The sequence below is a fragment of the Phenylobacterium parvum genome (genome assembly GCF_003150835.1).
Classification (GTDB): domain Bacteria; phylum Pseudomonadota; class Alphaproteobacteria; order Caulobacterales; family Caulobacteraceae; genus Phenylobacterium; species Phenylobacterium parvum.
Genome location: NZ_CP029479.1, coordinates 2037864 through 2063156, shown reverse-complemented (window position 1 = coordinate 2063156; position 25293 = coordinate 2037864). Strand labels below are relative to the sequence as shown.

Here is a 25293-nt window from a genome sequence, read left to right as displayed (position 1 = left end):
GGTCCCGAAAGTCGGGCGGGGGCTCAGCGCCAGCCCGCCGCGCTCATGATCGACTGGGCCTCCGGCTGGCGGCGGGCGAAGGCCGAAGCGCTCATCGGGTGCGCCTTGAAGCCGGCATAGGCCCGCACCGCCTCTGGGGCCTCAACTTCGGGCGAGACCGGGAATTCGGAATTGTTCGCCGCGATGTGGGCCTGGGCTGCAGGAGAGGTCAGGAACTCCATGAGCCGGACCGCGTTCTCCCGGTTGGGCGATGCCTTCGCAAGGCCCAGTCCGGCGATGTTCACGTGGGATCCCTGGCCGTCGAGGCTGGGGAAGGCCAGCTTGACCTTCTCCGTGACGGCCCGGTCCGCCTCGTCCGTCCCGGACGCCATGCGCAGGTAGTAGTAGCTGTTGGTGATCGCGACCTCGCAGACCCCCGAGGCGACGGCGCGGATCTGGTCGCGGTCCCCGCCTTCAGGAGGCCGGGCCATGTTGGCGACGACGCCCTTCGCCCAGGCCTCGGCCTTCTGCGGGCCCCAGGCCTCGATCAGGGCGCCCACCAGGGACAGGTTGTAGATGCTGTCCGAGGACCGGACGCAGATCTTGCCGCGGAAACGCGGGCCCGACAGTTCGGCATAGTCGTCGACTTCCTCGGGCTTCACCTTGGCCGCGTCGTAGGCGACCACCCGCGCCCGTCGGGAGAAGCCGAACCAGGCGCCATCGGGTTCCCGGAGGGCGGCGGGTATGCGGGCCTCCAGGGTTTGAGACTTGAGCGCCTGGAAGAGCCCGGCCTCCTGGGCCCTCCAGAGCGCGCCGGCGTCGGCGGCGATGAAGACGTCGGCGGGGCTGTTGGCGCCCTCCGCCTTGAGGCGGGCGACAAGCTCGTCGGCCTTGCCCTCGATCCTGTTGACCTTGATCCCCGTCTCCCGGGCGAACTGCTCATAGAGGGCCAGGTCGCTGTCGTAGTGCCGGGCGGTGTAGACGTTCACCACCTTCTCCGCGGGTTTCGGGGCGGAGCAGGCCGCCATCCCGAGGAGTGAGACGGAGAGGATCTGAAGGAGGGTTTTCACGGATCGCGCCTTTCGGTCGGTGGCGAGGTTCCACCGGGAAATTGTATTGAGAAGCATTCTCAACACAAATGTGCTGCCGGGGTGCGGGCGTCAAGTCCCGGGCGGCAGCCTCTGGGGCGGGATCCTCGCCTTGCCCCCCTCGCGGTCTCCGCTAGCCGAAGTCCAGGGTCAGCTGGACGCTGTCCGTGGGCTTTGCCCGGCCTCGCCGGCGATCGCCCGTTCCGGTCAGACCGGACTTGCGGCTTCCATGCTTGGTGGCGATGACCCGGGCGGCGCCCTTGTGGCCGCTGTCGCGGCGCAGGGCGTGGAGGGTTTCGCGGGCCGCCCGCATGGCCTCGGCGTTGTCGACGACCGGGGCGGGATAGTCGAGGCTGGCCGCCCCCTCCCAGCGCCAGGGCTCATGGAGGAAGGCGTCGGGGACAGCCGCGAGTTCGGGAACCCAGGCCCGGACGAAGGCGCCGTCGGGATCCTGGTCGTGACCCTGCTTCACGGGGTTGTAGATCCTGAGCGTGTTGATGCCCGTCGTGCCTGACTGCATCTGCACCTGCGGCCAGTGGATTCCCGCCTCGTAGTCCACGAACTTGCGCGCCAGGTGCAGGCCGCTTTCCCGCCAGGGAAGCCAGAGGTGGTAGCTGGCGAAGGACATCAGCATGGCGCGCATGCGGAAGTTGATCCAGCCATGGGCGTCCAGCGCCCGCATGCAGGCGTCCAGGAAGGGATAGCCGGTCAGGCCCTGGCTCCAGGCCTCCAGGCGGTCCGGATCGGGCGCATCCGGGCGGACGCCGTCGTAGGCGCGGTGGAGGTTCTCGAACTCGATCCGCGGCTCGTCCTCCAGCTTCTGGACGAAGTGGCAGCGCCAGTGCTGGCGTCCCGAGAAGGAGGCGAGGGACCCCCGCCAACGTCCGGCGTCGGGCGCGCCCGAAGTCCGGAGCCCGCGCTGGCGCGCCCAGGTGGCCTGGGCGACCTCCCGCATAGAGATCGACCCCCAGGTCAGGTGGGGCGAGAGCCGCGAACTGGAGCCGTAGGCCGTAAGCGGGCTCGACATCTCCCGGCGGTAGTCGCGCCCGCGCCCGGACAGGAAGCTCTCCAGCATCTCCATTGCGGCCGTGCGTCCGCCCGTCTGGCGATGGGGACAGGGGTCGGGCGCCAGGCCGAGGTCGTCCGCCGACGGAAGCTGCGCCGGCCAGTCCCCGCCAAGGGGAACAAGCCCTTCGGGCGGCGGCGTCGTCGGCCTGGCCATGTCCCGGTCCCAGGCCTGGGCCCAGCCGTTCCTGGATTTCAGGCGGCGGATCACGCCGAACTGGCGTTCCTCGCGCCAGGGGACGCCCGCCGCCTTCGCCCAGGCCCCGACGGCCAGGTCCCGGGCGTAGGTCCATCCATTCCCGGTCTCCTCGTGGCTCCAGAGGCCGGCGACGCCATGGCCCTCGTGGATTCGGTCCAGCACCTCCACCGCCTCCCCGACCTCGACGCACAGGGGCTGGCCCAGCCCAGCCAGCGAAACCGCCAGCTCTTCGAGGCACTCCGCGGCGAAGGCCCACTGCCTTCCCGAGGCGTCCGGCTGGGCCCAGAGCCCGGGCTCGACGATGTAGAGGGGCAGCACCGGCCCGGCTTCGGCGGCCAGGGCAAGGGGGCGGTGGTCAACGATGCGCAGGTCGCGCTTGAACCAGACCACCTGCAGGGGACGCCTCACCGGGACATCCCCGGTTCCAGCAGGGCCGGGATCTGCTTGCGGAAGGCGACGAAGCCCGCAGTGGCGTGGGGCCAGAAGCGGGAGTCCCAGTCGCGGCGGATCTGGATGAGCCGCAGGCCCTCGGCTTCAAGCGTCCGCGCGGCCTGCGCCAGGGCGTCCGCCGTGGGGCCCACGGGCGCGAAGGGGGTGACAAGGGTCTTCACCTGCGCCGCCTGGGCTGCCGCGACCAGGGCGTCGGCGTCGAGCCGGGCCAGGATCGTCACCGGCCCTTCCATTCGCCCGGCGAGGCGATCGGCGGCGTCCCTTGCCGCGCCGGCCGTGAACCGCCGGGCGGCCTCCCCGAAGGACAGCCTGGGATCCGCCGTGACCATCGCCGCGGCGGCCGCCGACGGCTCAATGCCTCCAAGTTCGGGGGTCAGGTCCTCCGGCGTCGCCAGCAGCAGGAAGGGCCCGGGCGGCGGTGAGCCTGCGGCCGGCGGCAGGCCCGCCGGGGGTTCAGGCGGCGCCTCCACCAGGGAAAAGGCGTCCGTCGCGAGGCCCGAAGGGGCGAAGCGGCCCCCCGTGAAGCGGGCGATGTTCTCCCGGGTCGCCAGGTAGGTCTTCCCCGGTGTCTGCAGGCCCGCCACCCAGCGCCAGGACAGGGTGTTGCTGGCCGGGTCGGCGTCGATGAGCCGGCGAAGAAAGAGATCCGCCCCCAGGGCCCAGGGCAGGCGCAGGGTGAAGATCCAGATCGAGGCGAACCACATGCGCGCGTGGTTGTGCAGGTAGCCGGTCCGGGCGAGTTCGCAGGCCCAGTCGTCGAAGCCTTCTATGCCCGTACGGCCCGCCTCTGCGTCGGCGAGGGCCCGCACATCGGCCAGGCCGTCCCGCTGGCGGTCGCGCGTCTCCAGGAACCGCGACCAGGTGGAAGGCCGCATTTCCAGCCAACCCTTCCAGTAGGTGCGCCAGAGCACCTCCTGGATGAACTTGTCCGCGCCGGCGACCCCGTGGGCCTGCACCACCGCATCGACCACCTCGGCTTCCGAGAGCACCCTGTGGCGAAGATAGGGGGAGAGCCGTGAGACGGCGGTCGGTTCGCCGGGCCCCGGGTCCAGGTTGCGGCCTTCCGCATAGGCGCGCCCCGCCGCCGGGACAAACCCTGTGAGGCGCTCCAGGGCGGCCTGGCGGATCGGCGGGAACATCCCGGGGTCTGGCACGGCGTCCCTCTGGTCCCGTCATGGATGTGGAGCGGCCTGCACCGGTCCCTGTGCCGGCCATATGTCGCCGTACATCAGGCGAGGGAAGGGGGCGTCTCCGGATGACGTCGCGGCACGCCGCCGATTTCCCCCGCCGCCGCAACAATCGCTTCAGCCAGGGCCGGGACCTCAGCGTCCCCGACCGTCCGCATCTCGAGGAGCACCCGATCCTGCTCGATGCGTCCCAGCACGCGGGTCGGGCCTGTACGCAGGCGCAGGGCCAGGTCCTCGTCGCCGAGGCTCTCGCAGGACAGGGCCAGGGCGCGGCCGGGCAGTGGGCGCATGGGCAGGGCCCCGCCGCCGGCGAAGCCCTCGGTCGCGATGACCTCTGCGGTGAGCCCCGGCAGGCCTTCGATCCGCGCAAGCAGGTCCTGGGCGCGGGCGTCCAGGGCCTGGGCGTCCTGGGCCAGGCTCCTCAGGACGGGGATCCGGGCGAAGGGGTCCGAGGGCGGGCGGTAGAGCCGCAGGGTGGCCGCCAGGGCCGCCGCCGACAGCTTGTCCAGCCTGAGCGCCCTGGCCAGGGGATGGCCTTCCAGCCGGTCCACAAGGGCCTTGCGCCCGGCGGCCAGGCCCGCCTGGGGACCTCCCAGCAGCTTGTCGCCGCTGAAGATCACCAGGTCGGCCCCCGCCTTGAGGCTGGACTGCACCGTCGGTTCGTCCGCCATGCCGAAGGGCGAGAGGTCCACGAGGGCGCCCCCGCCCAGGTCCTCGACCAGGAGGAGGCCGTGGGCGTGGGTGAAGTGGGCCAGGCTCTCAAGGGACGGGGCGCTGGTGAAGCCTGAAATCCGGAAATTGCTGGGATGGGTCCGCAGGATGACCCGGGCGTCCGGATGCTCGGCGAGGGCCCTTTCGTAATCGCGCAGGTGGGTCCGGTTGGTGGTTCCCACCTCCACCAGGCGCGAGCCGCTCTGGGCCACCACGTCCGGGATGCGGAAGCCGCCGCCGATCTCGACCAGCTCGCCGCGCGACACGATGACCGGCGCTCCCTCCGCCAGGGCGGCCAGGGCCAGCAGGACGGCGCCGGCGCAGTTGTTGACCGCCAGGCCCGCCTCGGCCCCCGTCCGCTCGGCGATCAGCGGGGCGAGGTGCGCCTGCCGCGAAGACCGTCGGCCCGTGTCCAGGTCCATCTCGAGGTTGGCGTAGCCGGCGACGGCCTGGATCGCCGCCACCGCCTCCGGCGCCAGGGGCGCCCGCCCGAGGTTGGTGTGGATCACCACGCCCGTGGCGTTGATCACCGGGAACAGGGTCTCGCGGACACCCTCGGACAGGCGGGCTTCCACCGCCTGCAGCAGGTCCGTGACGGTGGGAAGGGCGAGGGGTTCGGCGGCCAGCCGCATCCGGGCCTCGGCCAGGACTGACCTCACCGCAGCTGTCAGGGCCGCACCGCCGAACCGGGCCTTAAGCGACGCCGCTTCAGGCGCCTCGCAGACAACTCCGACCGCCGGAAGTTGACGCCGGGGATCGGTTCGGGCGGCCTTGGGGGGCTTCAGGGTCACGGGGGCGGTTCCTCTTGGGGCCGGACTATAGGGAGGCCTTCCGAGCCCCGGCAAGCGAGGCGGATGACCTCGCCGCCGGTTCGACGTAGGGAGTCTCCATGCATCGCCCTCGCCAGGGACAGTTCCGGTGACCGGCGCCCCGCCTCCGCCCCTTGGCCTGGCGGTGATCGGCCACGTCAACCACGGCAAGACGGCCCTGGTCCGGGCCCTGACCGGCATGGAGACCGACCGCCTGCCAGAGGAGAAGTCGAGGGGGATGTCCATCGCCCTGGGCTTCGCCTTCCGCGAGGATCCCGCCGGCGATATCGACTTCCTGGACGCCCCGGGCCACGAGGACTTCCTGCGCGCCATGGTCATGGGAACGGCGGGCGCCCGGGCGGCCCTGCTGGTCGTCTCCGCTGTCGAGGGCTTCGCCCGCCAGACCCGCGAGCATCTGCAGATCGCCGGCCTCATGGGCCTCAACCTGGGCCTGGTGGCGGTGACCAAGGCCGACCTGGTCCCGCCGGACGCCCGCCCAGGCCTCGAGGCCCGCCTGCGTCGCGAGATGGAGGACAGCTTCCTGGCTTCTGCGCCCCTCGTCTTCTGCTCGGCCGTGACCGGCGAGGGGCTGGAGGCCCTTCACGGGGGGATCCGGGCCCTGGCCGCGCAGGCCCCGCCGCCCGACCCCCTGCCGGGGGTCTTCCTGCCCATGGACCGGGTGTTCAGCCTCGCGGGAGCCGGGACCGTCGTCACCGGCTCCCTGCAGGGTGCGGACCTTGGTGCGGGTGACGAGGGGGTCCTGGAACCCTCTGGCCGCCGGGTGCAGGTGCGCCAGCTCCAGGTCCACGGCCGGCAGGTGGCCTCGGCCCGGGCCGGCGGCCGGGCGGCGGCGGCCCTGCGCGGCGTGGCGCCGGACGAGGTCCGCCCGGGGGAGGTCCTCTGCACGCCGGGGATCTTTCCGGCCACCGCCCGCATCGACATCGCCCTGACACTCTCCCCGGAAGCCCCGCGCCCCCTCCGGTCGGGGGACGAGGTCCGGGTCCTCTGGGGCGCCCGGCAGGACATCGCCCGCGTCCGCCTGATCGGGGACGCCGCCCTTGCGCCCGGGGCGGAGGGGCTGGCCCAGCTGCGCCTGGCGGCGCCCGCGCCGGTCCATGCCGGCCAGCGCCTTCTCCTGCGCCGTCCCTCGCCTGCCGCCACCCTGGGCGGAGGCCGTGTGCTGGACCCGGTGGCTCCCGAGCTGAGGGCCCGGACCCTCGAGGCCCGCCGCGGGCTCCTGGCGGCGACCCTCGCCGGGGACCTCGACGGGATTGCAGCAGGCCTTGCAGGTCGGGACGGCGGCGCGGTGTCGCTGGCCGAGGCGGCCCGGCTCGCCCGGCGGTCGCCGGCGGAGGTCGAGGCTGCGCTCTCCCTGTCCCTCATTCGCCTGGACGAGGGCGTCTTCGCTCCTGAGGCCGCCCTCGCGGCGGCGAGGCAGGCCTATCTGGACCGGCTGGCCGAGGCCCACGGCCGCCAGCCCCTGCAGGCCTTCATTCCCCTGGCCGCTTTCCGGAACGGACTTTCGCGCGCCCTTTCCCCCGCCCTGATCGCCTGGGCCGAGAACCGTCTGGCTGACGCCGGGGAGATCCGCCTTGAGCGGGGCCGGATCGCCCTCGCCGGACATGACCCCTTCGCCACCCTCTCCGCCGACCAGTTGTCCCGGCTGGCCGGGATCGAGTCCGACTTCCGGGCCGGGGGCCTGAGCCCGCCGGACCCTTCGGCCTTCGAGGCGGACCTGATGGAACTCCTGCTGGCGTCCGGTCGGCTGGTCGCCCTGCGCAACCACGCCCTGCGGCAGACCCTGGTCTTCCACCTCAACGCCCTGGATGCCGCGGTCGGGGCCCTGCACGCGGCCTTTCCCCCGCCGATGGCGTTCACCACGGGCGAGGCCCGGGCGGCCCTGTCCACCTCCCGCAAGTTCATCGTCCCGGCCCTGGAGTTCCTGGACTCCCGGGGCGATACGGCCCGCAGGGGCGATGTCCGCCAGGTCACGGCGCCAAGAAACCGCTTCGGTCCCGCGCCGGTCCCGCACTAGTGTCTCCCACGCTGGAGGTGACTGGAGTCTGGTGGCTTCCCCGGTCTTCAAAACCGGTGACACGTCTCTGAGGCGTGTGGTGGGTTCGATTCCCATCCACCTCCGCCAACTCCGCCCGCGGTACGACAAGGAACCCCTGGGGCCAACGACAAGGAAGAGGACGGAAACATGAGCCCGACCCCGCCCGCCTTCACCCTCCAGGACCTGGAGGGAACCCCGCACAGCTATCCCACGGGCCGTCCCAGCCTGGTTGTCTTCGCCAAGGAGGACTGCGCCACCTGCAACCTGGTCGCCCCCCTGCTGGAGGCCTTCCACCAGGCCTGGGGCGACAGGGCCGACATCTGGATGGTCGCCCAGGCCCGGGACGGCGCCGAGATCCTCCGCGACCGGCACGGCCTGACCCTGCCCATCCTGGACGACGGCGCCCTGCGCACCTCCCTGGGCTGGGACTTCGAGAGCGTGCCTGCGGTCTTCTGGACCGACGCCAGGGGCGCGGCGTCGCCGGGGATGGAGGGCTTCGTCAAGGCGGAGTGGGAGGCCCTGGTCCAGGGCGTCACTTCGGCCCTGGGCGGCTCCGGGCCAGAGATCGCCTGGGCCGAGCTGCCGGACTGGCGCCCGGGCTGCGGCTCCAAGCACCTGGACCCCGACATCCACGACCGTCTGGTCGCCGAGGCCGAGGGCAGCCCGATCCGCGCCCGCCGGATCGAGATCGCCGCCTCCGACGACATCGACGAATTCCTGTTTGACCAGGGCTTCAGCGACGGCCTGCCCCTGGTCCCCCCACCCCGGAGCGGGTGGTCCGGATGCTGGCGGGGACGACCCGCGACCCCCAGGACGTCGTCGCCATCGTCCCGCCGAACATGGCCCCGGCCACGGTGGAGAAGGTCGCCATCAACGCCGTGATGGCCGGCTGCCGGCCGGAATACCTGCCTGTGGTCATCGCCGCCCTGGAGGCGGTCTGCACCGACGAATTCAACATCCATGGGGTCAACGCCACCACCATGGGCGCCTCGCCCGTCCTGGTCGTCAACGGGCCGATCCGCCACCGGATCGGCATGAACATGAAGCTGGGCGCCCTTGGGACCGGCAACCGCGCCAACGCCACCATCGGCCGGGCGGTGCGGCTCATCATCCGCAACCTCGGCGGCGCTAGGCCGGGCGGCGTGGACCGTTCCACCCTGTCCAGTCCCATGAAGTTCACCATGTGCTTCGCCGAGTGGGAGGAGGGCTCGCCCTGGGATCCCCTGCACGTCGAGCGCGGCTTTGCGCGCGAGGACTCGGTGGTCACGGCCTTCGCCATGACCAGCGGGCCAGTCCAGATCGTCGACCAGGAATCCCGCCGCCCGGACCAGATCGCCGGGACCCTGGGCCTGGGGCTGGAGGGCATGTTCCTGCCCAAGATCCGGCGCATGCCGGTGGACGCCCTGCTGGTGGTCTGCCCCGAACACATCAACACCCTGATGGTGGACGGCGACTATCCCAAGGACCGGCTGCGGGCCCGGATCCAGGAGGTCACCGCCCGGCCCCTGCGCGAGATGGTGTCGAACGACATCTCCGGCGCGGGCATTCCCGTCGCCTCCGCCGCGCGAATGACGCCCGAGATGCTGGAGACGCCCACGCCCAAGTTCGCCGACGGCAAGTATATCCACATCGTCGTGGCCGGTTCGGAGGCAGGCAAGTTCTCGGCCGCCTTCCACGGCTGGGTCACCGGGGCCATGGGCTCAACGGTCGTTTCCAGGAAGATCGACTGCTGATAGCCTCGTTTCCGGACTTCGGAGGAAAGTCATGACCACCATCCTGGATCCGACCGACGAGCGCGTGCCCGTCGCCCGTCAGATCACCCCGCGAACGGGAACCATCGAGGGGGTGATCGGCCTCCTGGACATCAGCAAGCCCCGGGGCAACGTGCTCCTCGACGAGCTGGAGCGCCTGCTGGCCGACCGCTTCCCGGACAACGAGATCCGGCGCTACGCCAAGCCGACCTTCACCAAGCCCTGTCCCTCGGACCTGCGGCTGAAGATCAAGTCGGAATGCAGCGTCCTGGTGGAAGCCCTCGCCGATTGAGGATCATGCACGACGTGCAGTCTGCACGACACTGTGTGGTTCGAGATCCAGGGGCTTCCCGCCGTCTCCATCGCCTCCAGCGAGTTCGCCGAGGCCGCCGAGGTCCAGCGCAAGGCGCTGGGCATGGAGGGTGCGCGCTACCTGCTGGTCGATCACCCGATCCAGGACGCCAACGACGAGGAAATGCGCCAGAAGGCCCGGGAGGTCTTCGAATCTGTCGTCACCGCCCTGACGGCCTGATCCGGCGCTGTCCCGTCCCTTAGCGGGACGGGACAGTCTGTCCGTTCAGCAGGTGGGAAGACCGGCCTCGACATCGGGGACGGCCTTGTCGCCGCGCACCGTGTAGGTGACCTTGGGGACCTTCACATCGTCGCCCTTGTAGCTGGCGGCGAAGCCGGAGCGCCCGTCGGTCGGGGTGATGACGGCGGAGAGGCTTCCCTCCTCCGTCTCGTATCCCGTCTGGACCGACGCGAGGGTCCTTGGACCGTTGGGCCCAAAGGTCAGCACGTCCGTGAAGGACATGGCGCAGCCGCCCCACATCCCCCCGGCCTTGGCCAGGATGACGGGCTCGGCCAGGAGGTCGGTCCGGACGGTGGTCTCGGGCGGCGCGCCGAAGGTCTCGCCGGCGGCGGCCTCCAGCCATTGGCCGGAAAGCTCGAAGCCCTTGGGGCCCCAGCGCAGGTAGGAGATGGAGAGGGCGCCGGTCTCGGCATGGCTGCCTTCCGCCTTCGCGCCGTTCGCCAGAAGGGCGTAGCCGGTCGCTGTCTTGAGCAGCTTCAGCGGCTTGAAGGTGAGCGTGCGCGCCTGGTCGCCCTTGCCGACGGACTTGACCGGCGAACCGGGGAAGGCCGCGGCGAAGGCGTCCGGCAGCTTGGCCTCGAGGTCGGCATCGGACACCGGCGCCGCGGGCCCGGCGGCGACCGGGGCGGAGACGGCGGAGGCCTTGGCGTCGGCCTCCTTGGGCAGCTCAAGACGGGTCAGTTTCCAGCCAAAGAGGCCGCGTCGCTCCAGCACCAGCCCCATGCCCTCGGCCTCGCCCTTCTCCGGGGCGAGCTGGGCGCGGAAATGGGAGAAGTCGAGATAGGACATGCCGGTCACCGTGGCCGGTGTCCGGGGTTTTTCAGGATCGCTGGTCGCGGGCTTGGCGCCGTCCTTGTCCTCCAGGGAGATGTCGCCGGCCGCCAGGATCTTCAGCATTCCATCGGGCGTCACCATGGTCTCCACAAGGCCGCCGATCAGGATGGAGGCGAAGGCGGCCATCTTGGGATCCTCGCCCGCCTTGGCCCCCATCATGGCGTTCACCTGGGTCTTGAGGTTCTCGCGGACCTCCGGGAAGTCCACCAGGGTCTCCAGCTTCTTTGCATCTCCGGACCCGATGGCGCCCTGCAGGGACTTCAGAGCCAGGAGGGGGGAGGCGAGATAGGCCCCGCCAAGGGCTAAGGCCGCCGCCGCGCCAAGCCAGATGAGTTTCCGATCCATGTGCAATCCTCCAGTCCGGGCGGTCCCGTTCGCCGCCTCTCTCAGCCACTGTCGTTCCGACTTTTCAGGGCCTGGATCCTCGTCACCGGCCCCTCTGGCTCCCAAGAAACCACCATCGCGATCAACAAGCGGTGAACCCGGCCGAACTTTTTTGGTGGACCTGCTTCGGCGGTCCGGTCTCGACTCACGCCTGCGCCAGACCTAGCCTTCCGGAAAAGAACGGGAGGCGACGCCATGGCCGAGGGCTTCATCCTCGAGATTCCGGAGCAGGTGGGTCAGCCGGTGGCGGCCCGGCGCACGCCGCAGGCCAAGACCCGCGAGTGGCCGGCGGGCACGCGCATCATTTCCGCGGACAGCCACATGCTGGAATCCGACCTCTGGGTCGACCGCTTCCCGCCGCACCTGCGCGACGCCGCGCCCCGGATGATCTTCAAGGATGGCGGCTGGGACCTGTCCATCAACGGCCGCTCCATGACGCCCAACCCCGTCGCCCGCCACCTGTGCGATGCGCTGGAGTGCTATCCCGGCCTGACCAGCGTCGAGGCCCGTTTGAAGGACCTCGACATCGAGGGCGTCGAGAAGGAGCTGATCTTCCCGCAGCGGCTCTTCGGCCTGATGATGTTCGGCGAGATCGAGCACAAGGAGCACGTGTTCGGCGCCTACAACACGCACATCAGCGAGATGTGCGCCCAGGCGCCCGGCAGGCTCTATTCGGTGATGGTGCCAAGCTACTGGGACCCAGAGGCTGCGCGGGACAGCGTGGCCCGGTGCCTGGAGCTGGGTGCGCGCTGCCTGATGATCCCCATCAAGCCTGGAAAGTTCGCAGACGGCCGCACCATCCAGTACAACCATCCGCGGATGGACCCCCTGTGGGAGGCGATCCAGGGCTCCGGCCTGCCGCTCGCCTTCCACATCGGCGAGGCGATCCCCACGGCCGAGGCGGGCGCGGTCGGGGTCTCGGTCCTCACCCAGATGCAGGGCTTCCGCCAGAACTGGGCCCAGCTGACCTTTGGCGGGGTCTTCGACCGTTTCCCGGGCCTGAAGGCGGTGTTCGTGGAGGCGGGCCTGGCCTGGGTGGCCTCCATGCTCCACGACGCCGACATGATCTACAACAGCTTCCCGACCTCGGTGTCGCCCAGGCTTGCGCATCCGCCCAGCTGGTACTGGCGGACCAACTGCTATGCGACCTTCATGACCGACCCGGTCGGGCTCGAGCTCTTGCATCGCATCGGGCCGGAGACCTGCCTCTGGTCTTCCGACTACCCCCACCAGGAAAGCACATTCGGCTACACGCGAGGGGCCCTCGAGGCCGTCTTCCGGGCCTGCAGCGTAGAGGACGCCCAGAAGATCGTCGGCAAGACCGCCCTGGACCTCTTCCGAATGAATGCGCCGTGAGCCCTGACCTTGCACAGGCCTACGCCCGGGACGGGGTCGTCCTCCTGCCCGGCGCCCTGGACGCCCGGTCCCTGGCTGAGGCGGAAGCCGCCTGGAGCTGGAGCCTCGCCAACCCCGGCCCACTGGCGTCGCGGATCCCCTCAAGGAACTCGGACGCTCTCTTCTATCAGGATCTCTACAACCCCGATGTCCTCAAGGGCTACCGGGCCATGCTGGAGGCCTCGCCCCTGCCAGCCGAGATCGCCCGCCTCTGGGGCGGTGGGGCCTGCTGGTTCATGTACGAGCAGGTCTTCCTGAAGGAGGGCGGGGAGGCGCGTCGCACCCCCTGGCACCAGGACAGCTCCTACCTGGCCGTTGCGGGCGACCAGCTGGCCGTGGCCTGGATCACCTTCGATGCCTGCGCCCAGGCGGACTCCCTGGAGTTCATTCCTGGATCGCACCGGGGCCGGCTCTACAATGGCTCGCGCTTCGACATCGACGACGACACCCTGCCGACCCATCCGCGATCATCCCTGCCGGTCCTGCCGGACATCGAGGCGGGGCGGGACCGGTGGGAGATCGTGAGCTTCGCCGTCGAGCCCGGCGACGTTGTCCTCTTCCATCCCAAGGTCCTGCATGGCGGGGCGCCCACCCATCCCGGGACCCGCCGTCGCACCCTGACCCTCAGGTTCTTTGGCGAGGATGCGGTCTACGATCCTCGAGAGGGCGGGGCTGGTCCCCGGGTGGCGGGTTTCCATGAGCGCATGAAGGCGGGCGACCCCTTTCGGGACCCGGGCTTCCTCAAGCTGGCCTGAGGCCTTGCCCGGGGCCTAAATTATTGCAAGAAAAGTCAATAGCGCCATTGGCGGAATCGGAAGCGCCCAAGGTGGAGACTGGAATGAACGCGATCACGCCCAACGCGGCGACCTCTTCCCACCTTGCCGACGTGGACGCCCAACGCGCCTATCTCGAGTCCAACAACGGCATCCGGGGGCTCGAGATTCTCGAGCGCGGGGACCTTGCGCATGCGGCCGAACTCTTCCGTCGGGATGGCTTCGTGGTGATCGCCAACGCTCTGGACAGCGAAGAGGTCGAGGTCCTGGCCCGGGGCTGCCGCGAGGTCGCCGACGAGATCCTCGCCCTCGATACCGACCGCAAGGGCAACCGGGGCTCGCACCGCTATTCCTTCGGCGGCTCCAGCCTGACGCGCAGCCAACTTCACCGGCCCGAGTGGCGCATGCTGCTCGACAACGACATCGTCAATTCGGTGGTCACGGCCATCTTCCAGTCGCCGGACTTCGTCCTGCGGGCGGCCAGCGGCGACTTCTGCCTGCCCGGCGCGACGGGTTATCAGCCCCTGCACTCGGATGTCCGGGACTGGAAGGACAGCGCCGCGACTCCCTTCAGCGCCTTCCACGACCCGCGCCGGCAGCTGACGATCCGCGACCTGCCCTGTCCCTATGTCTGCGCCAACTTCCTGCCCCAGGACGTGACCCGGCTGAACGGCCCGACGCGGCAGATTCCGGGCACCCAGAACTCACGGCACCCTATCCCCTCCCTCGAGGAGGAGCCCGAGTGGATGCGGCTGAGCACGGTCTGCCCGGCGCCCGCCGGCGCCGTGATGATCCGCGACGTGCGGGCCTGGCACGGGGGAACGCCGAACCTCTCGGACGCCATGCGCGCCATCCCGAACCTGGAGTTCTATGCCCCCTGGTTCCGCGAGCCCATCGTCCCCGGGATCAGCTACGCGGACTACCGGACCCTGTCTGAAACCGCCCAGAAGCGGGTCCGGCATTGCGTTCTCGACTCCAGCGAGACCCTGGTGACCGGCCCCACCCTGAGGGCGCCATGAGATATCGCCGCCTGGGACGCACCGCCCTCCAGGTCAGCGAGATCTGCCTGGGGACCATGAATTTCGGTCCCCTGACCTCGCAGGCGGAGAGCTTCGACATCCTGAACGACGCCCTCGAGGCGGGGGTGAATTTCATCGATACCGCCGACCAGTACGGCGGCCGTCTCGGGGTGGGGGCGACGGAGCGCCTTCTGGGGGAATGGCTGACCGAGGACCCGTCCCGCCGCGACCGGGTTGTCCTGGCCACCAAGGTCCACGAGCCCATGTCGGCGGACGTCAACGACCGCGGTCTGTCGGCCCGCCATATCCAGAACGCCTGCGACGCCAGCCTGAGGCGCCTGGGCGTCGATCACATCGACCTCTACCAGATGCACCACATCGACCGCGCGGCGCCGCCTGAGGAGATCTGGCAGGCGATGGACCGGCTCATCGCCCAGGGCAAGATCACCTATGTGGGTTCCAGCAACTTCCCCGGCTGGGCCATCGCCCGGCTCAACGAGAGGGCCATGGCTGGCCAGCGGCTCGGCCTGGTCTGCGAGCAGAGCCTCTACAACCTCGTCGAGCGCCGGGCCGAGCTCGAGGTGCTTCCCGCCTGCCAGGCCTACGGCATCGGCGTGATCGCCTGGAGCCCGCTCGCTGGCGGTCTCCTGGCCGGGGCGTCCACGGACCCGTCCGGCCGCCGGAGCGGCGCCCAGGTCCGCGATGCGGCGGGAATCAACGCCGGACGCCTGGCCGCCTTCACCGCCCTCTGCGCCAGGCTGGGCCAGGCGCCGGGCCTGGTCGCCATCGCCTGGCTCCTGCACCAGCCGGGGATCACCTCGGCGATCGTCGGGCCGCGGCGCCGCGACCAGTTCGCCGCCCTCCTGGAGGCGCCGGGTCTGGACCTGGACGAGACGGTCCTGCGCCAACTGGACGAGATCTTCCCCGCCTGTGGCGCCGCGCCCGAAGCCTATGCGTGGTGACCTTCCCGCCTTCTGCTTCCCGGGCGTATCCTAGTCCCTGAGGGGCCTGCCGGGATCGAGCCGGGACAGCCCGCCGAGAATGAGATCGACGCAGATCTCAGTCGCAGGGCCGACATCCATCTGCTTCCGCGCGACCTGCAGGCCGGCCTGTCCTGTCACCGTGGACAGGAGGTCGACCGCAGCGATCGTCAGTTCCAGGGGTAGGTGGAACTCCCGCCGGGCGGCTTGGACGAAATAGCGGAAGGTCTTGTCCCTGTCGGTGCGGATGTCGTCCTGCATCAGGGCCGCCACGGACGGGTCCGACAGGAGGGCCGAGATCATGGCGCCCCGGTCCCGGGTCTGTTCCAGGTACAGCCGGGTGGTCTGGCGGATCAGGGCCTCGAAGGACCGGGCTTCCAGGGCCGAGGCCATGCCGCGCTCGCGAAGCTCGGTCTGCTCCCGGCGGAGCAGGGCCGCCAGGAGGGCGTCCCGGGTCGGGAAATAGTTGTAGATCAGCCCCTTGCTCACCGCGACCCGGACCGCCACGCGCTCCATGCTCACGGCGGAGAGTCCGCCCTCGAGGATGAGTGCGGCGGTGGCGTCGAGGATCAGGTTCCGGCGGGCCTCGGGCGCCAGCCGGGTGCGTCGGGACGCCGCCTGCGCCCTCATGAGCTCGTCTCCTGTCCTGGCCTGGCGCCAGGCAAGGTCCAGGGGCCTTCCTGCACCTGACATGTCCTCGCGGTCACGCCCTGTTCTCGCACACTGCATGGGCGGGCGTCCCGGCCATTCGCACGGTCCGCCGGCCGCCCCCTAGCGCCAGGCGAAGACCGGTTGCTCCAGGTCCGTCACCCGGGTCACCCGGCCGGCCACCAGCTCCCGCAGCTGGTAGACCACCGCCGCCGTGGGCGCGTGGATCCGGTGTTCCTCCGAGATCCTCAGCCGGATCAGCGGCCGGTCGCTCTCCGGTATCGTCTCGAAGTCCACGGCGTCGGGTGCGGCGATGTAGTCGAGCCGGATCAGGTGGGTCGAGGCCACCTCCGCCGGGTTCGGCCGCAGGGCCGCCGGGTCCCTCAGCCAGGCGACCACCGGGGTGATCACATAGCCTGACCGGGTGGGGTAGTCGTCCAGGAGGCCGAGGATCTCGCTCTGCGGCAGGTCCAGCCCGACCTCTTCGGAAAGCTCCCTCAGGGCGGCCTCCTCGAGGGTCTCGCCGGGGTCCAGCCGTCCGCCGGGCAGGGCCCACTGGCCGGAGTGGGCCCGCAGGCTGGCCGCGCGGCGGGTCAGGACGAAGGCGGTCTGCCCCGATCCATCGTCCGCCGCCGTCAGGGTCAGGGCCACCGCCGCCCGCTTCAGGTTCCCGCCTTCATGGGCAATCCGCGGGAAGGCCGCGCAGGCGCCGGCAAGGCGTTCTCGGAATGCGGGTGTGAAGGCGTGGGACATGCCGCACCTGTCCTAGATCATGTTCCGATAAGTGGGAACCGGTTATCGGATCGAAACATGATCTAACATACTGAATTTAGTGCCTGTTTATCCCCTTGAGACGTTCCGTCTGAAGGGAGCAGGCTCCAGGTTCTCAGAGGCTGGCCTGTCACCCCCGACGCGGGGGCCTCAGGCGAAGACCGACAGGACGAGCCCCCCGCCGGCGCAGACGGCCAGCACCCGCAGGACGCCCCACCGGGCGCCGAAGACCAGGACCAGCGCCAGGATCGTCAGGACCAGGGCGCTGAGATCCAGGCTCTCCGCCGCAGGGGCCGGAAGGCGCACGGGCCCCGCCTGCAGGGTCCCGACCCGGGAGAACAGGACATGCAGGGCGAACCACAGGGAAAGGCTGGCGATAACCCCGACCACCGCCGCGGTCAGGGCCGACAGGGCCCCCCGCAGGAAGACCGACGCCTGCAGGCGCTCGATCCAGGGCGCGAAGGTGAAGATCCAGAGGAAGCAGGGGGTAAAGGTCACCCAGGTGGTCAGGCCTGCGCCGAGGAGGCCCGCCACCAGGGGGGTGAAGGGCTCGGGCGCCCGGAAGGCCGCCAGGAAGCCGACGAACTGGGTCACAAGGATCAGGGGGCCCGGCGTGGTCTCGGCCAGGCCGAGGCCGTCGGCCATCTCCGGCGTGGAGAGCCAGCCAAACCCCTGCACCGCCTCCTGGGCCATGTAGGCCAGAACGGCGTAGGCCCCGCCAAAGGTCACGACGGCCAGCTGCGAGAAGAAGACGCCGATCCGCCAGAGCACATGGTCGGGGCCCAGCGTCAGGATCACCGCCGCCATGGGTGCGGCCCAGACCAGCCCCCAGAGGACGAGGCTCTGCACAGAGGCTTTCCAGGGCGGGGCGGCCTGGCCGCCGACATCGGTGGGCGGCGACAGTCCCAGCCAGCCGGGGCGCACCCGCGCAACGAGCGCGCCCAGCACCGCCGCCATGCCGACCACCCAGGGAAAGGGCAGGTCCAGGGCGAAGAGGGCCAGGAAGGCCGCCCCCGCCAGCCCCTGCCTCAAGGGGGTGTCCAGGGCCCGGCGGCCTATCCGGATCAGCGCCTGCAGGACGATGGCGAGCACCGCCGCCTTCACCCCCAGGAAGATTGCGGCGAACCAGGTCGCCTGGGCCGCCAGCACATAGGCCAGGGTCAGGGCCAGGATCACCAGGGCGCCGGGCAGGATGAACAGGAGCCCGGCCGCAAGGCCGCCCCGCCAGCCATGAAGCTTCCAGCCGATCCAGGTGGCCATCTGCTGGGCCTCCGGCCCGGGCAGCAGGTGGCAGAAGTTGAGGGCGTTCAGGAACTGCTCGTCGGTCAGCCAGCGTCGCTCGTCGACGATCTCGCGGTGCATCAGGGCGACCTGGCCGGCCGGGCCGCCAAAGCTCAGGCAGCCGATCCGGGCGAAGGCCCCAAGGAAGGTCTGGAAGTCCGGAACCTGGGTGTCTGTCGTCACGTGCGCCTCATGCCCAAGCGCCCGCAGTCGCGCGGGCGGAGAGGGCAACGCTTGGGCCGCAGGGCCTGGACGGGAGGTTGCTGGACCCCGGTGGTCCGATTTACCAATCCCGCTCCATCCCGGCAAGGCGGCCAGGGCGCCAACAAGGGGGTCAGGCCGTCCCGGTTGGCGGCAGGCGCCAGTCGAGGCGAATGGCCGGTAGCCGGAGGCCCGTCGCGACGAGCACGCAGGCGGCGATCGACAGTTCGGCCGCGGCTCCTGATGTCGACAGGACGACATAGGCCGCCGCGCCTGCCGCCGCGCAGATGGCGTAGGGCCTGTGGTCGCTGAACAGGACCGGGATCTGGTTGCAGATCAGGTCCCGCAGCACCCCGCCGAAGCTGCCGGTGATTACGCCCATCATCACCGCCACCAGGGGTGGCTGGCCGAGGGTCAGGGAAAGGTGCGCGCCGGTGGCGCTGAAGAGGCCCAGGCCGATGGCGTCGGGAACCTGCAGCCAGCGCTCACCACTTTCCAGGCCCCGGCGCCCCACCAGGATGGCGCTGCCGGCGCTGATCGCCAGGACGGCGATGAGGACGCCCTGGTGCTCGACGAAGAAGAAGGGGCGCCGGTCGATCAGTATGTCCCTCACCACCCCGCCGCCGAAGGCGGTCAGGAAGCCGCACACGCAGATCCCGACCAGATCCATCTTCTGGCGCAGGGCGCCCAGCACCCCGGACAGGGCGCCGGCGAGGACGGCCATCATTTCCAGGGCGAACAGGGACTGCTGGCCGAGGGCGTGCAGGGTGGTCATGACCACACGCCTAAAGTCTCCGGCGACTGATGGCGAGCCCCTCCCAAGGGGTGGAGCCTCCTGCGGGGGAGAAATCACCGCGCCATTTACTCCCCCAGGGGGGAGGACCTAGAGGCGCCGTGCTTGATAAAGGGGACGCTGTCGACGAGGACCGTTAAGGGGTCAGCCGCCGCGGCCCGCCTTGAGCTCGGACGCCACGGGGCAGTTCTTCTGGATGGCGGCCTGCTCAAGGGCGTCGTACTCGCCCTTCAGTCGGGAGAGCTCTTCCTTCCGGTCATTGCCTCCGGCGAGGAAGAACAGGGCCGGCCAGAAGAGGACGAGGCCGACCCCCATGGCGATGGCGTCGTTGGTGGCCTGTTGTTTCTGCGCGCCCGCGACCTCCCGGACCTTGCCGGACACCCGCAGCAGCTCAGCCCGGATCTGGTCGCACTCGTATCCCGAATACTGGATCGGTGAGACGTAGGACGCGGAGATCTTGTCCGGCGACGAGGCGCAGCCGGCCAGGATGGATGCGCAGAGCGCTGCGGTGACGATGGTTCTCATGGGTCCCTCCCGGCGCCCACCTGGGCGCCTCCGGAGGGCACCCTAGGCGGCCCATCCGTCAGGACTGGTCGTTCGGGCCGGCAGGTCCCGGGGAAAGGAACCGCACAAGTTCCTCCGCCATCAGCGCCTTCAGCCTGTCCGGTCCCAGGATCTCCACCTCGCCGCGCCAGGTGAAGAGGTGCCAGCACAGCTCCAGGAGGCCCCCTGTCCTAAGGCGTAGCAGAAGGCCGCCGTCGGGCTGGGGCTCGAAGGTCTGGGTGGGGTGGAAGAGGAAGGACCGGGCGAGGTCGGCCGAGCCGGGCCGGACGCGCAGGACGATGTCCTCCGCCGGCTCCTGGAAGACGCCGAAGGACTGGCGGGCGAAGGCGTCCATGTCAAAGCCCTCAGGGACCTGGGCGGGGGTCTCCAGCACCTCCACGCCAGCCATGCGGTCCAGTCGCCAGAGAACCGGGTCAGGAGCGCCGGTCCGGCGGGCGACCAGGTAGTAGACCGAGCCGAAGAGCAGGCCGCAGGGGTCGACGGTCCGCTGGACGGCCTCGGCGCCGCCCCGCGCCGAATAGGCAAAGCGGACCTGCTTCATGGCCAGCAGGGCCGTCCTCAGACGTCTCAGCACCTCGGGGTCGCAGGCCGGCCGTGGCCCGGGGCGCAGGGCGATGCGCTCCGTCAGGGCCAGGGCCTCCACGTCTGCGGCGTAACGCACCCTCAGCCCGGGCCGGATGCGGGACTCCACCTTACCCGCCAGGCTGAGCAGGTTCCCGGCCCGCCCCTCCAGACCGTCCCGGCGCGCCGCCCCCGCGGCGAGGGCGAGATCGGCCAGTTCCTCCACGGTGGGGGTCTCGAAGAAGGGGTCCAGGCCGCCCGGGATCCGGAATCGCTTGGCCCGGCCCTCGCGGATTTCCTCCATCTGCGGGAAGAGGTCGCGCACTGCGTCCCGCATCCGCTCCGCCGTGCGCCGGTCGACGCCGAACTCCGCCGCGATCTCCTCCAGGGCGAGGCCCTCCGCAGATCCCGCCAGGCGGCGGGCGAGGTGGAGGAGGGCGGTGGCCTTGTCGAGACGCATGAAGGGCTCCGGACCGTGGATGGGAGCCGGACCCTGTCCCTGCGGGCCGCTGGAGTTCAAGGCCCCGCCGGGCCTCCCGCGGGAACCTACGACCGATCCTGTCGTTCCGGAGCCGGTTCACACTACCAGGTGTCGATCCAGGCCCGCTTCTTGCCGGTCCGCGTCGGCTGGGGATTGGCCTTAAGGCCCATGGCCAGCCACCTGCGGGAGTCGGCCGGGTCGATGACGTCGTCGACCTCGAAGACCGTGCCGGCGTTCACCGCCCGCGCCCAGTCGTAAGCGTCGGCCACCCACTTGTCGTAGAGGGCGCGGCGGGCCGGGATGTCCTCGATGGCCTGGAGTTCGCCGCGCCGGCCAAGCTTGATCTGGCCTTCCAGCCCCATGCCGGCGAACTCGCCCGTCGGCCAGGCGACCGAGAAGAAGGTCTCGTCGAAGCTTCCCGCCGCCATGGCGATGGCGCCCAGGCCATAGGCCTTGCGCAGGACGACGTTGAAGACCGGGGTCGTGATGTTGGCTCCGGCCACGTACATCCGGGCGCAGTGGCGGATCAGGGCGGTCTTCTCGGCCTCGGGCCCCACCATGTTCCCGGGGGTGTCGATCAGGGACAGGAGGGGGATGTCGAAGGCGTCGCACAGCTGCATGAACCGGCTGGCCTTGTCGGCCCCTACGCTCTCGATGGCGCCCCCGGAGGTGGAGTTGCAGTTGTTGGCGATCACCCCGACGGTCCGCCCCTCGATGCGGATCAGGGCGGTGATCATGGAGGTCGCCCAGCGCGGCCTCAGCTCCAGCATGGAGCCGACATCAGCCAGGGTCTCGATGACCTTGCGGATGTCGTAGACCGCCCGGCGGTTCTCCGGGACGATGTGCCTCAGGGGCCTCTGGTCGTGGGCGGTCCAGTCCGAAACGGGCCCCTGGAAATAGGACAGGTAGGTCTTGGCCAGGGCGACGGCCTCCGCTTCGTCCTCCGCCAGCAGGTCGATGACCCCGTTCGGCTCCTGGATGCTGACCGGGCCCACCTCGTCGGGCGAGTAGGCGCCCAGGCCGCCGCCCTCGATCATGGCCGGGCCGCCGATCCCCATCGAGGAGTCCTTGGTCGCGATGATGACGTCGCAGGCGCCCAGCAGCACCACATTGCCGGCGAAGCAGTAGCCGGAATTCACCCCGACGATGGGCACGAGCCCGGACAGCTTGCCCAACTCGCGCCAGGTCCGGGTCGACAGCCCGCCGAGCGAGGTGACCCCGGACGAGCCGATGGGCGGGCCGGACCCGCCGCCCGTGCGACCGCCGCCGCCTTCCGAGAAGAGCACCACCGGCAGCTTGCTGTGCTGGGCGACGCGCAGCATCCGGTCGGTCTTCTGGTGGCTCTTGGTCCCCTGGGTCCCGGCCAGCACCGTGTAGTCGTAGGCCACGACGGCGCAGCGGGAGGCTTCCGGCCCGAACAGGTCGCCGTTGACCTGGCCGACCCCGATGACCATGCCGTCGGCCGAGGTGCGCACAAGGCGCTCCTCAAGCACCTCCTGCGTGTCCGAACGCATCCGGCCGGCGGTGACCAGGGGGCCGTACTCGATGAAGCTGTCCGGGTCGCAGAGGTCGGCCACGTTCTCCCGGGCGGTGCGGCGGTTCTGGGCCCGCCGGCGGCCTACGGCTTGCGGTCGCCCGGCATCGCTGGCCAGGAAGTGCAGGCGCTGGACCTCGGCGAGGTCGGGACGGATCTCGTCAGGGTCCGGCGCCCGGGCGCCGACATAGTCGCCCTCCACCTCGGCGGGCTCGACGAAGAGGAGAGGGGTGTCCTCGAAGACCGTGTCGCCGGGCTCCAGCGTCACCTCGCGGACCACGCCCGAGACCTCGGAGACGATCACGTGCTCCATCTTCAGGGCCTCCATCACCGCCACGGGCTGGCCGGCGCGGACGATGTCGCCCACGGCGGCGGAGAGGCTGATGACCAGCCCCTGGAGGGGGGTGAGGACCGCCAAGGTCCCGGCGGGGCCCTGGGCGACCTCGCGGGGGGCGGCGAGGTCTGGCGCCGGCCCTGCACCGCCGTCGCCCGCCTTCACGGACAGGACCGCCAGGGGATCGACCAGGTCGATCTTGGCCCCGGCCTTTCGCACCGCGCCGCCGGCCGGCTCGAAGTAGCGCGCGCGCGCGGCCTCGGCGGCCAGCAGGTCCGCCGCGTGTTCCTCAACATAGCGCGTGTGCAGGGTCCCCGCCGGCAGGGCGTCGCTGGCCAGCAGGGCGTCCAGGAAGTCGATGTTGGTCTTCACGCCGCCGATCTTGAACTCCGACAGGGCGCGCCGGGCCCGGGCCGTGGCGGCCCCCAGGTCACGGCCGTGGGTGATGACCTTGGCCAGCAGGGAGTCGTAGCGGGTCGGGGTGGCGTAGCCGGCATAGCCGTAGCCGTCGACCCGGACCCCGGGCCCCGAGGGCGGATCATAGGCGCTCAGGACGCCGCCCGAGGGCCGCGAGCCGCCGTCGGCCGTCATGGTCTCCAGGTTCACCCGGGCCTGGATCGCCGCGCCCTGGGGCGCAGGGGCGCCCCCGGCGAGACCCAGGTCCGACAGGCGGGCGCCGTCGGCGATGCGTAGCTGGAGTTCCACCAGGTCGAGGCCGAGGACCATCTCCGTGACCGTGTGCTCGACCTGCAGCCGGGCGTTGGCCTCGATGAAGGCGAAGCGGGGCGGCGCGCCCGGCCGGGCGTCCACCAGGAACTCAATGGTGCCCAGGCCCCGGTATCCCGCCGCATGGCCGAGGGCGACAGCCGCCGACAGCATGTCCGCCCTCAGGGGTTCGGGTAGGCCGAAGGCCGGGGCGATCTCGATCACCTTCTGCCTCTGGCGCTGCAGCGAGCACTCGCGGTCCCAAAGGTGGATGACCCCGCCCTCGCCGTCTCCCAGAATCTGGACCTCGACGTGCCGGGCCCGGGGCATCAGCTCCTCCACATAGAGGTCGCCGGAGCCGAAGGCGGTCTTCGCCTCCGAGGTCGCCCGTTCGAAGGCGGCGGCGAGGTCCGCCGGGTCGCTGACGGGGCGCATGCCGCGCCCGCCGCCGCCGGCCACCGCCTTCAGCATCACCGCCCCACCCGCGCCGAGAGACGCCAGGAAGGCCTGGGCCTCGTGCAGGGTGACCGGCCGGCTGATCCCGGCGAGCAGGGGAACCCCGCAGGACTCCGCCAGGGCCCGGGCGGCGGCCTTGTCGCCAAAGACGCTGAGGCTCTCCGGGCGGGGCCCTACGAAGACCAGGCCCGCGGCTTCGCAGGCCCGGGCGAAGTCGGCGTTCTCGCTCAGGAAGCCGTAGCCGGGGTGAATGGCGTCGCAATCGGCTGACCGTGCCGCTCCAATCATCCCCGCAATGTCGAGATAGGCCGGAACGCCTGTGCGCCCGAGGCTCACCGCCTCATCGGCCGCCCGGACATGCAGCGAGGCCGCATCATCGTCGGCGTAGACTGCGACTGACCCTACCCCGAGGTCGGCGGCGGTCCGCGCGATCCGGATGGCGATCTCGCCGCGATTGGCGATCAGGAGACGCTTGGGCATGGGCTCGTTTCTCCGGGGGCGACCGTCTGTTGCGGTCTTTTCGTCACCTTAGCATCAGACCCCCAGGGCAAGGCCAGAGCCAGGGCGCCTCGGGGGCTCGCACAGCCTTGATGGCTCGGCTAGGTTCGCCCGGTAGAGGGCCCAGGAGGCGGTGATGACAGACATGGGGCGCCAGGGCCGGTCATGAAGGCGGTCTGGTACGAACGCACGGGCCCGGCCCGCGAGGTCCTGCAGTTCGGCGAGGTTCCCACCCCGACGCCTGGCCGGGGCCAGGTGCTGATCCGAATCCACGCCTCGGGGGTCAACCCGTCCGACGCCGGAATGCGGGCGGGCCCGGCGCCCATGGCCTATCCGCGCATTATCCCCAACAGCGACGGCGCCGGGGTGGTTGAGGCGGTGGGTCCGGAGACCCCCGACCGGTGGCTGGGCCGGCGGGTCTGGTTCTACAACGGCCAGAGGAATGGCCGGGCCTTTGGTTCGGCGGCGGAGTACATCGAGCTCGACGCCGACCTCGTCACGCCCCTTCCGGAGGCCGTGTCCTTCGCCGAGGGCGCCACCCTGGGCATTCCCTGCATGACGGCGCACCGCAGCCTGTTCGTCGCCGGCCCCGTCCAGGGCCGGACGGTCCTGGTCACGGGGGGCGCTGGCGCTGTGGGGCTCTACGCCGTCCAGCTGGCCAAGTGGGCGGGCGCCACCGTCATCGCCACGGCCAGCAGCGAGGCCAAGGCCGCCCGGGCGCGCGCCGCCGGCGCCGACCTCGTGGTGGACTACCGGCGCGAGGATGTCGCCGCCCGGGTCCGCGACTTCACCGCCGGGACCGGCGTGGACCATGTGGTCGACGTCGACTTCGGGGGGAACCTTCCCGTCACCCTGGCCTGCGTGAAGGGGAACGGCTCCATCGCCTTCTACGCCACCAAGGGTGAGCCCCGTCCCCTCGTGCCTGCGGGCGACCTCATGCGCCTCAACCTCAACATCCACGGGGTCTACCTGCCGGTCAGCCCGCATGAGGCGCGCCGCCGGGCCCAGGCCGACATCCTGCAGTGGATCTCCACCGGCGCCCGGATCCTGCCCGTGGCCGGCCGCCATGCCCTGGCCAACTGCGCCGCCGCCCACGAGCAGGTGGAGTCCGGGACCAAGGCCGGCACGGTGGTGGTGGAGCCCCTGGCGAGCTGATCCCCGGCGGGGGGTTGCGCCCTGGTGGGGGCGCCTGCC

At 70.8% G+C, this 25293-nt stretch carries 21 protein-coding genes and 1 tRNA gene; 10 read left to right on the top strand and 12 right to left on the bottom strand.

Annotation, left to right across the window (positions count from 1 at the left end):
* Nucleotides 1-23 precede the first annotated feature (23 nt).
* The 4 genes from HYN04_RS09800 to selA form a co-directional block, all read right to left on the bottom strand.
* Nucleotides 24-1049, bottom strand: coding sequence for an extracellular solute-binding protein (locus HYN04_RS09800; protein WP_241962604.1), 1026 nt, complete (start codon nucleotides 1047-1049; stop codon nucleotides 24-26).
* Nucleotides 1050-1200: 151 nt separating this feature from the next.
* Entirely contained in the window at nucleotides 1201-2739 is a 1539-nt protein-coding gene (locus HYN04_RS09795) for an FAD-binding domain-containing protein (RefSeq protein WP_199285949.1), read from the bottom strand.
* Entirely contained in the window at nucleotides 2736-3920 is a 1185-nt protein-coding gene (locus HYN04_RS09790) for an FAD-binding domain-containing protein (RefSeq protein ID WP_110450586.1), read from the bottom strand. The genes HYN04_RS09795 and HYN04_RS09790 overlap by 4 nt, the downstream gene beginning before the upstream one ends.
* 89 nt (nucleotides 3921-4009) lie before the next feature.
* Complete coding sequence (gene selA, locus HYN04_RS09785; RefSeq protein WP_199285948.1) at nucleotides 4010-5470, bottom strand: L-seryl-tRNA(Sec) selenium transferase; 1461 nt, start codon at nucleotides 5468-5470, stop codon at nucleotides 4010-4012.
* 127 nt (nucleotides 5471-5597) lie between these two features.
* On the opposite strand from selA, the gene selB reads away from it, so the two are divergent.
* The 5 genes from selB (at nucleotide 5598) to HYN04_RS13780 (ending at nucleotide 9827) form a co-directional block, all read left to right on the top strand.
* Complete coding sequence (selB, locus tag HYN04_RS09780; protein WP_110450585.1) at nucleotides 5598-7523, top strand: selenocysteine-specific translation elongation factor; 1926 nt, start codon at nucleotides 5598-5600, stop codon at nucleotides 7521-7523.
* Between the two features lie 13 nt (nucleotides 7524-7536).
* Nucleotides 7537-7631, top strand: a tRNA-Sec gene (locus HYN04_RS09775).
* A gap of 60 nt (nucleotides 7632-7691) precedes the next feature.
* Nucleotides 7692-8426: a TlpA family protein disulfide reductase gene (locus HYN04_RS13600; protein ID WP_199285947.1), complete on the top strand. Its 735-nt coding sequence runs from the start codon at nucleotides 7692-7694 to the stop codon at nucleotides 8424-8426.
* Nucleotides 8327-9277, top strand: a complete 951-nt coding sequence (locus tag HYN04_RS13595; protein ID WP_199285946.1) for a hypothetical protein — start codon at nucleotides 8327-8329, stop codon at nucleotides 9275-9277. Before HYN04_RS13600 ends, HYN04_RS13595 begins: the two co-directional genes overlap by 100 nt.
* Nucleotides 9278-9308: 31 nt before the next feature.
* Entirely contained in the window at nucleotides 9309-9827 is a 519-nt protein-coding gene (locus HYN04_RS13780; protein ID WP_273701374.1) for a UGSC family (seleno)protein, read from the top strand.
* Between the two features lie 45 nt (nucleotides 9828-9872).
* Here the strand turns inward: HYN04_RS13780 and HYN04_RS09755 are convergent, their stop codons facing one another.
* Complete coding sequence (locus tag HYN04_RS09755) at nucleotides 9873-11066, bottom strand: DUF2939 domain-containing protein (protein ID WP_110450582.1); 1194 nt, start codon at nucleotides 11064-11066, stop codon at nucleotides 9873-9875.
* A gap of 234 nt (nucleotides 11067-11300) precedes the next feature.
* Here HYN04_RS09755 and HYN04_RS09750 point away from each other — a divergent pair, with 234 nt between their 5' ends.
* From HYN04_RS09750 to HYN04_RS09735, 4 genes are all read left to right on the top strand, one after another.
* On the top strand, nucleotides 11301-12461 hold the full coding sequence (locus tag HYN04_RS09750; RefSeq protein ID WP_110450581.1) for an amidohydrolase family protein: 1161 nt from the start codon (nucleotides 11301-11303) through the stop codon (nucleotides 12459-12461).
* Entirely contained in the window at nucleotides 12458-13255 is a 798-nt protein-coding gene (locus tag HYN04_RS09745; RefSeq protein ID WP_110450580.1) for a phytanoyl-CoA dioxygenase family protein, read from the top strand. Before HYN04_RS09750 ends, HYN04_RS09745 begins: the two co-directional genes overlap by 4 nt.
* A gap of 83 nt (nucleotides 13256-13338) precedes the next feature.
* Nucleotides 13339-14292 carry a phytanoyl-CoA dioxygenase family protein gene (locus HYN04_RS09740; protein WP_110450579.1) on the top strand — a complete coding sequence of 318 codons (954 nt, stop codon included), beginning with the start codon at nucleotides 13339-13341 and terminating at the stop codon, nucleotides 14290-14292.
* Nucleotides 14289-15254: an aldo/keto reductase gene (locus HYN04_RS09735; protein WP_110450578.1), complete on the top strand. Its 966-nt coding sequence runs from the start codon at nucleotides 14289-14291 to the stop codon at nucleotides 15252-15254. Before HYN04_RS09740 ends, HYN04_RS09735 begins: the two co-directional genes overlap by 4 nt.
* Nucleotides 15255-15284: 30 nt before the next feature.
* Here the strand turns inward: HYN04_RS09735 and HYN04_RS09730 are convergent, their stop codons facing one another.
* From HYN04_RS09730 to HYN04_RS09700, 7 genes are all read right to left on the bottom strand, one after another.
* Complete coding sequence (locus HYN04_RS09730; RefSeq protein ID WP_162599618.1) at nucleotides 15285-15902, bottom strand: TetR/AcrR family transcriptional regulator; 618 nt, start codon at nucleotides 15900-15902, stop codon at nucleotides 15285-15287.
* Between the two features lie 141 nt (nucleotides 15903-16043).
* Entirely contained in the window at nucleotides 16044-16673 is a 630-nt protein-coding gene (locus HYN04_RS09725) for an NUDIX hydrolase (protein ID WP_110450576.1), read from the bottom strand.
* A gap of 168 nt (nucleotides 16674-16841) precedes the next feature.
* Nucleotides 16842-18155: a chromate efflux transporter gene (gene chrA, locus HYN04_RS09720; RefSeq protein WP_199286019.1), complete on the bottom strand. Its 1314-nt coding sequence runs from the start codon at nucleotides 18153-18155 to the stop codon at nucleotides 16842-16844.
* A gap of 151 nt (nucleotides 18156-18306) precedes the next feature.
* Nucleotides 18307-18948 (bottom strand): trimeric intracellular cation channel family protein, encoded by a 642-nt coding sequence (locus HYN04_RS09715; RefSeq protein ID WP_110451379.1) that lies wholly within the window; start codon nucleotides 18946-18948, stop codon nucleotides 18307-18309.
* Nucleotides 18949-19110: 162 nt separating this feature from the next.
* The gene (locus HYN04_RS09710) at nucleotides 19111-19491 is read right to left on the bottom strand and encodes a hypothetical protein (RefSeq protein WP_110450574.1); all 381 of its coding nucleotides are present in this window, start codon (nucleotides 19489-19491) and stop codon (nucleotides 19111-19113) included.
* Between the two features lie 58 nt (nucleotides 19492-19549).
* Nucleotides 19550-20551: a helix-turn-helix transcriptional regulator gene (locus tag HYN04_RS09705; RefSeq protein ID WP_110451378.1), complete on the bottom strand. Its 1002-nt coding sequence runs from the start codon at nucleotides 20549-20551 to the stop codon at nucleotides 19550-19552.
* A 122-nt stretch (nucleotides 20552-20673) separates the two neighbouring features.
* Nucleotides 20674-24081, bottom strand: coding sequence for a carboxyl transferase domain-containing protein (locus tag HYN04_RS09700; protein ID WP_110450573.1), 3408 nt, complete (start codon nucleotides 24079-24081; stop codon nucleotides 20674-20676).
* Between the two features lie 183 nt (nucleotides 24082-24264).
* Here HYN04_RS09700 and HYN04_RS09695 point away from each other — a divergent pair, with 183 nt between their 5' ends.
* Nucleotides 24265-25254: an NADPH:quinone reductase gene (locus tag HYN04_RS09695; RefSeq protein WP_110450572.1), complete on the top strand. Its 990-nt coding sequence runs from the start codon at nucleotides 24265-24267 to the stop codon at nucleotides 25252-25254.
* Nucleotides 25255-25293: the final 39 nt, after the last annotated feature.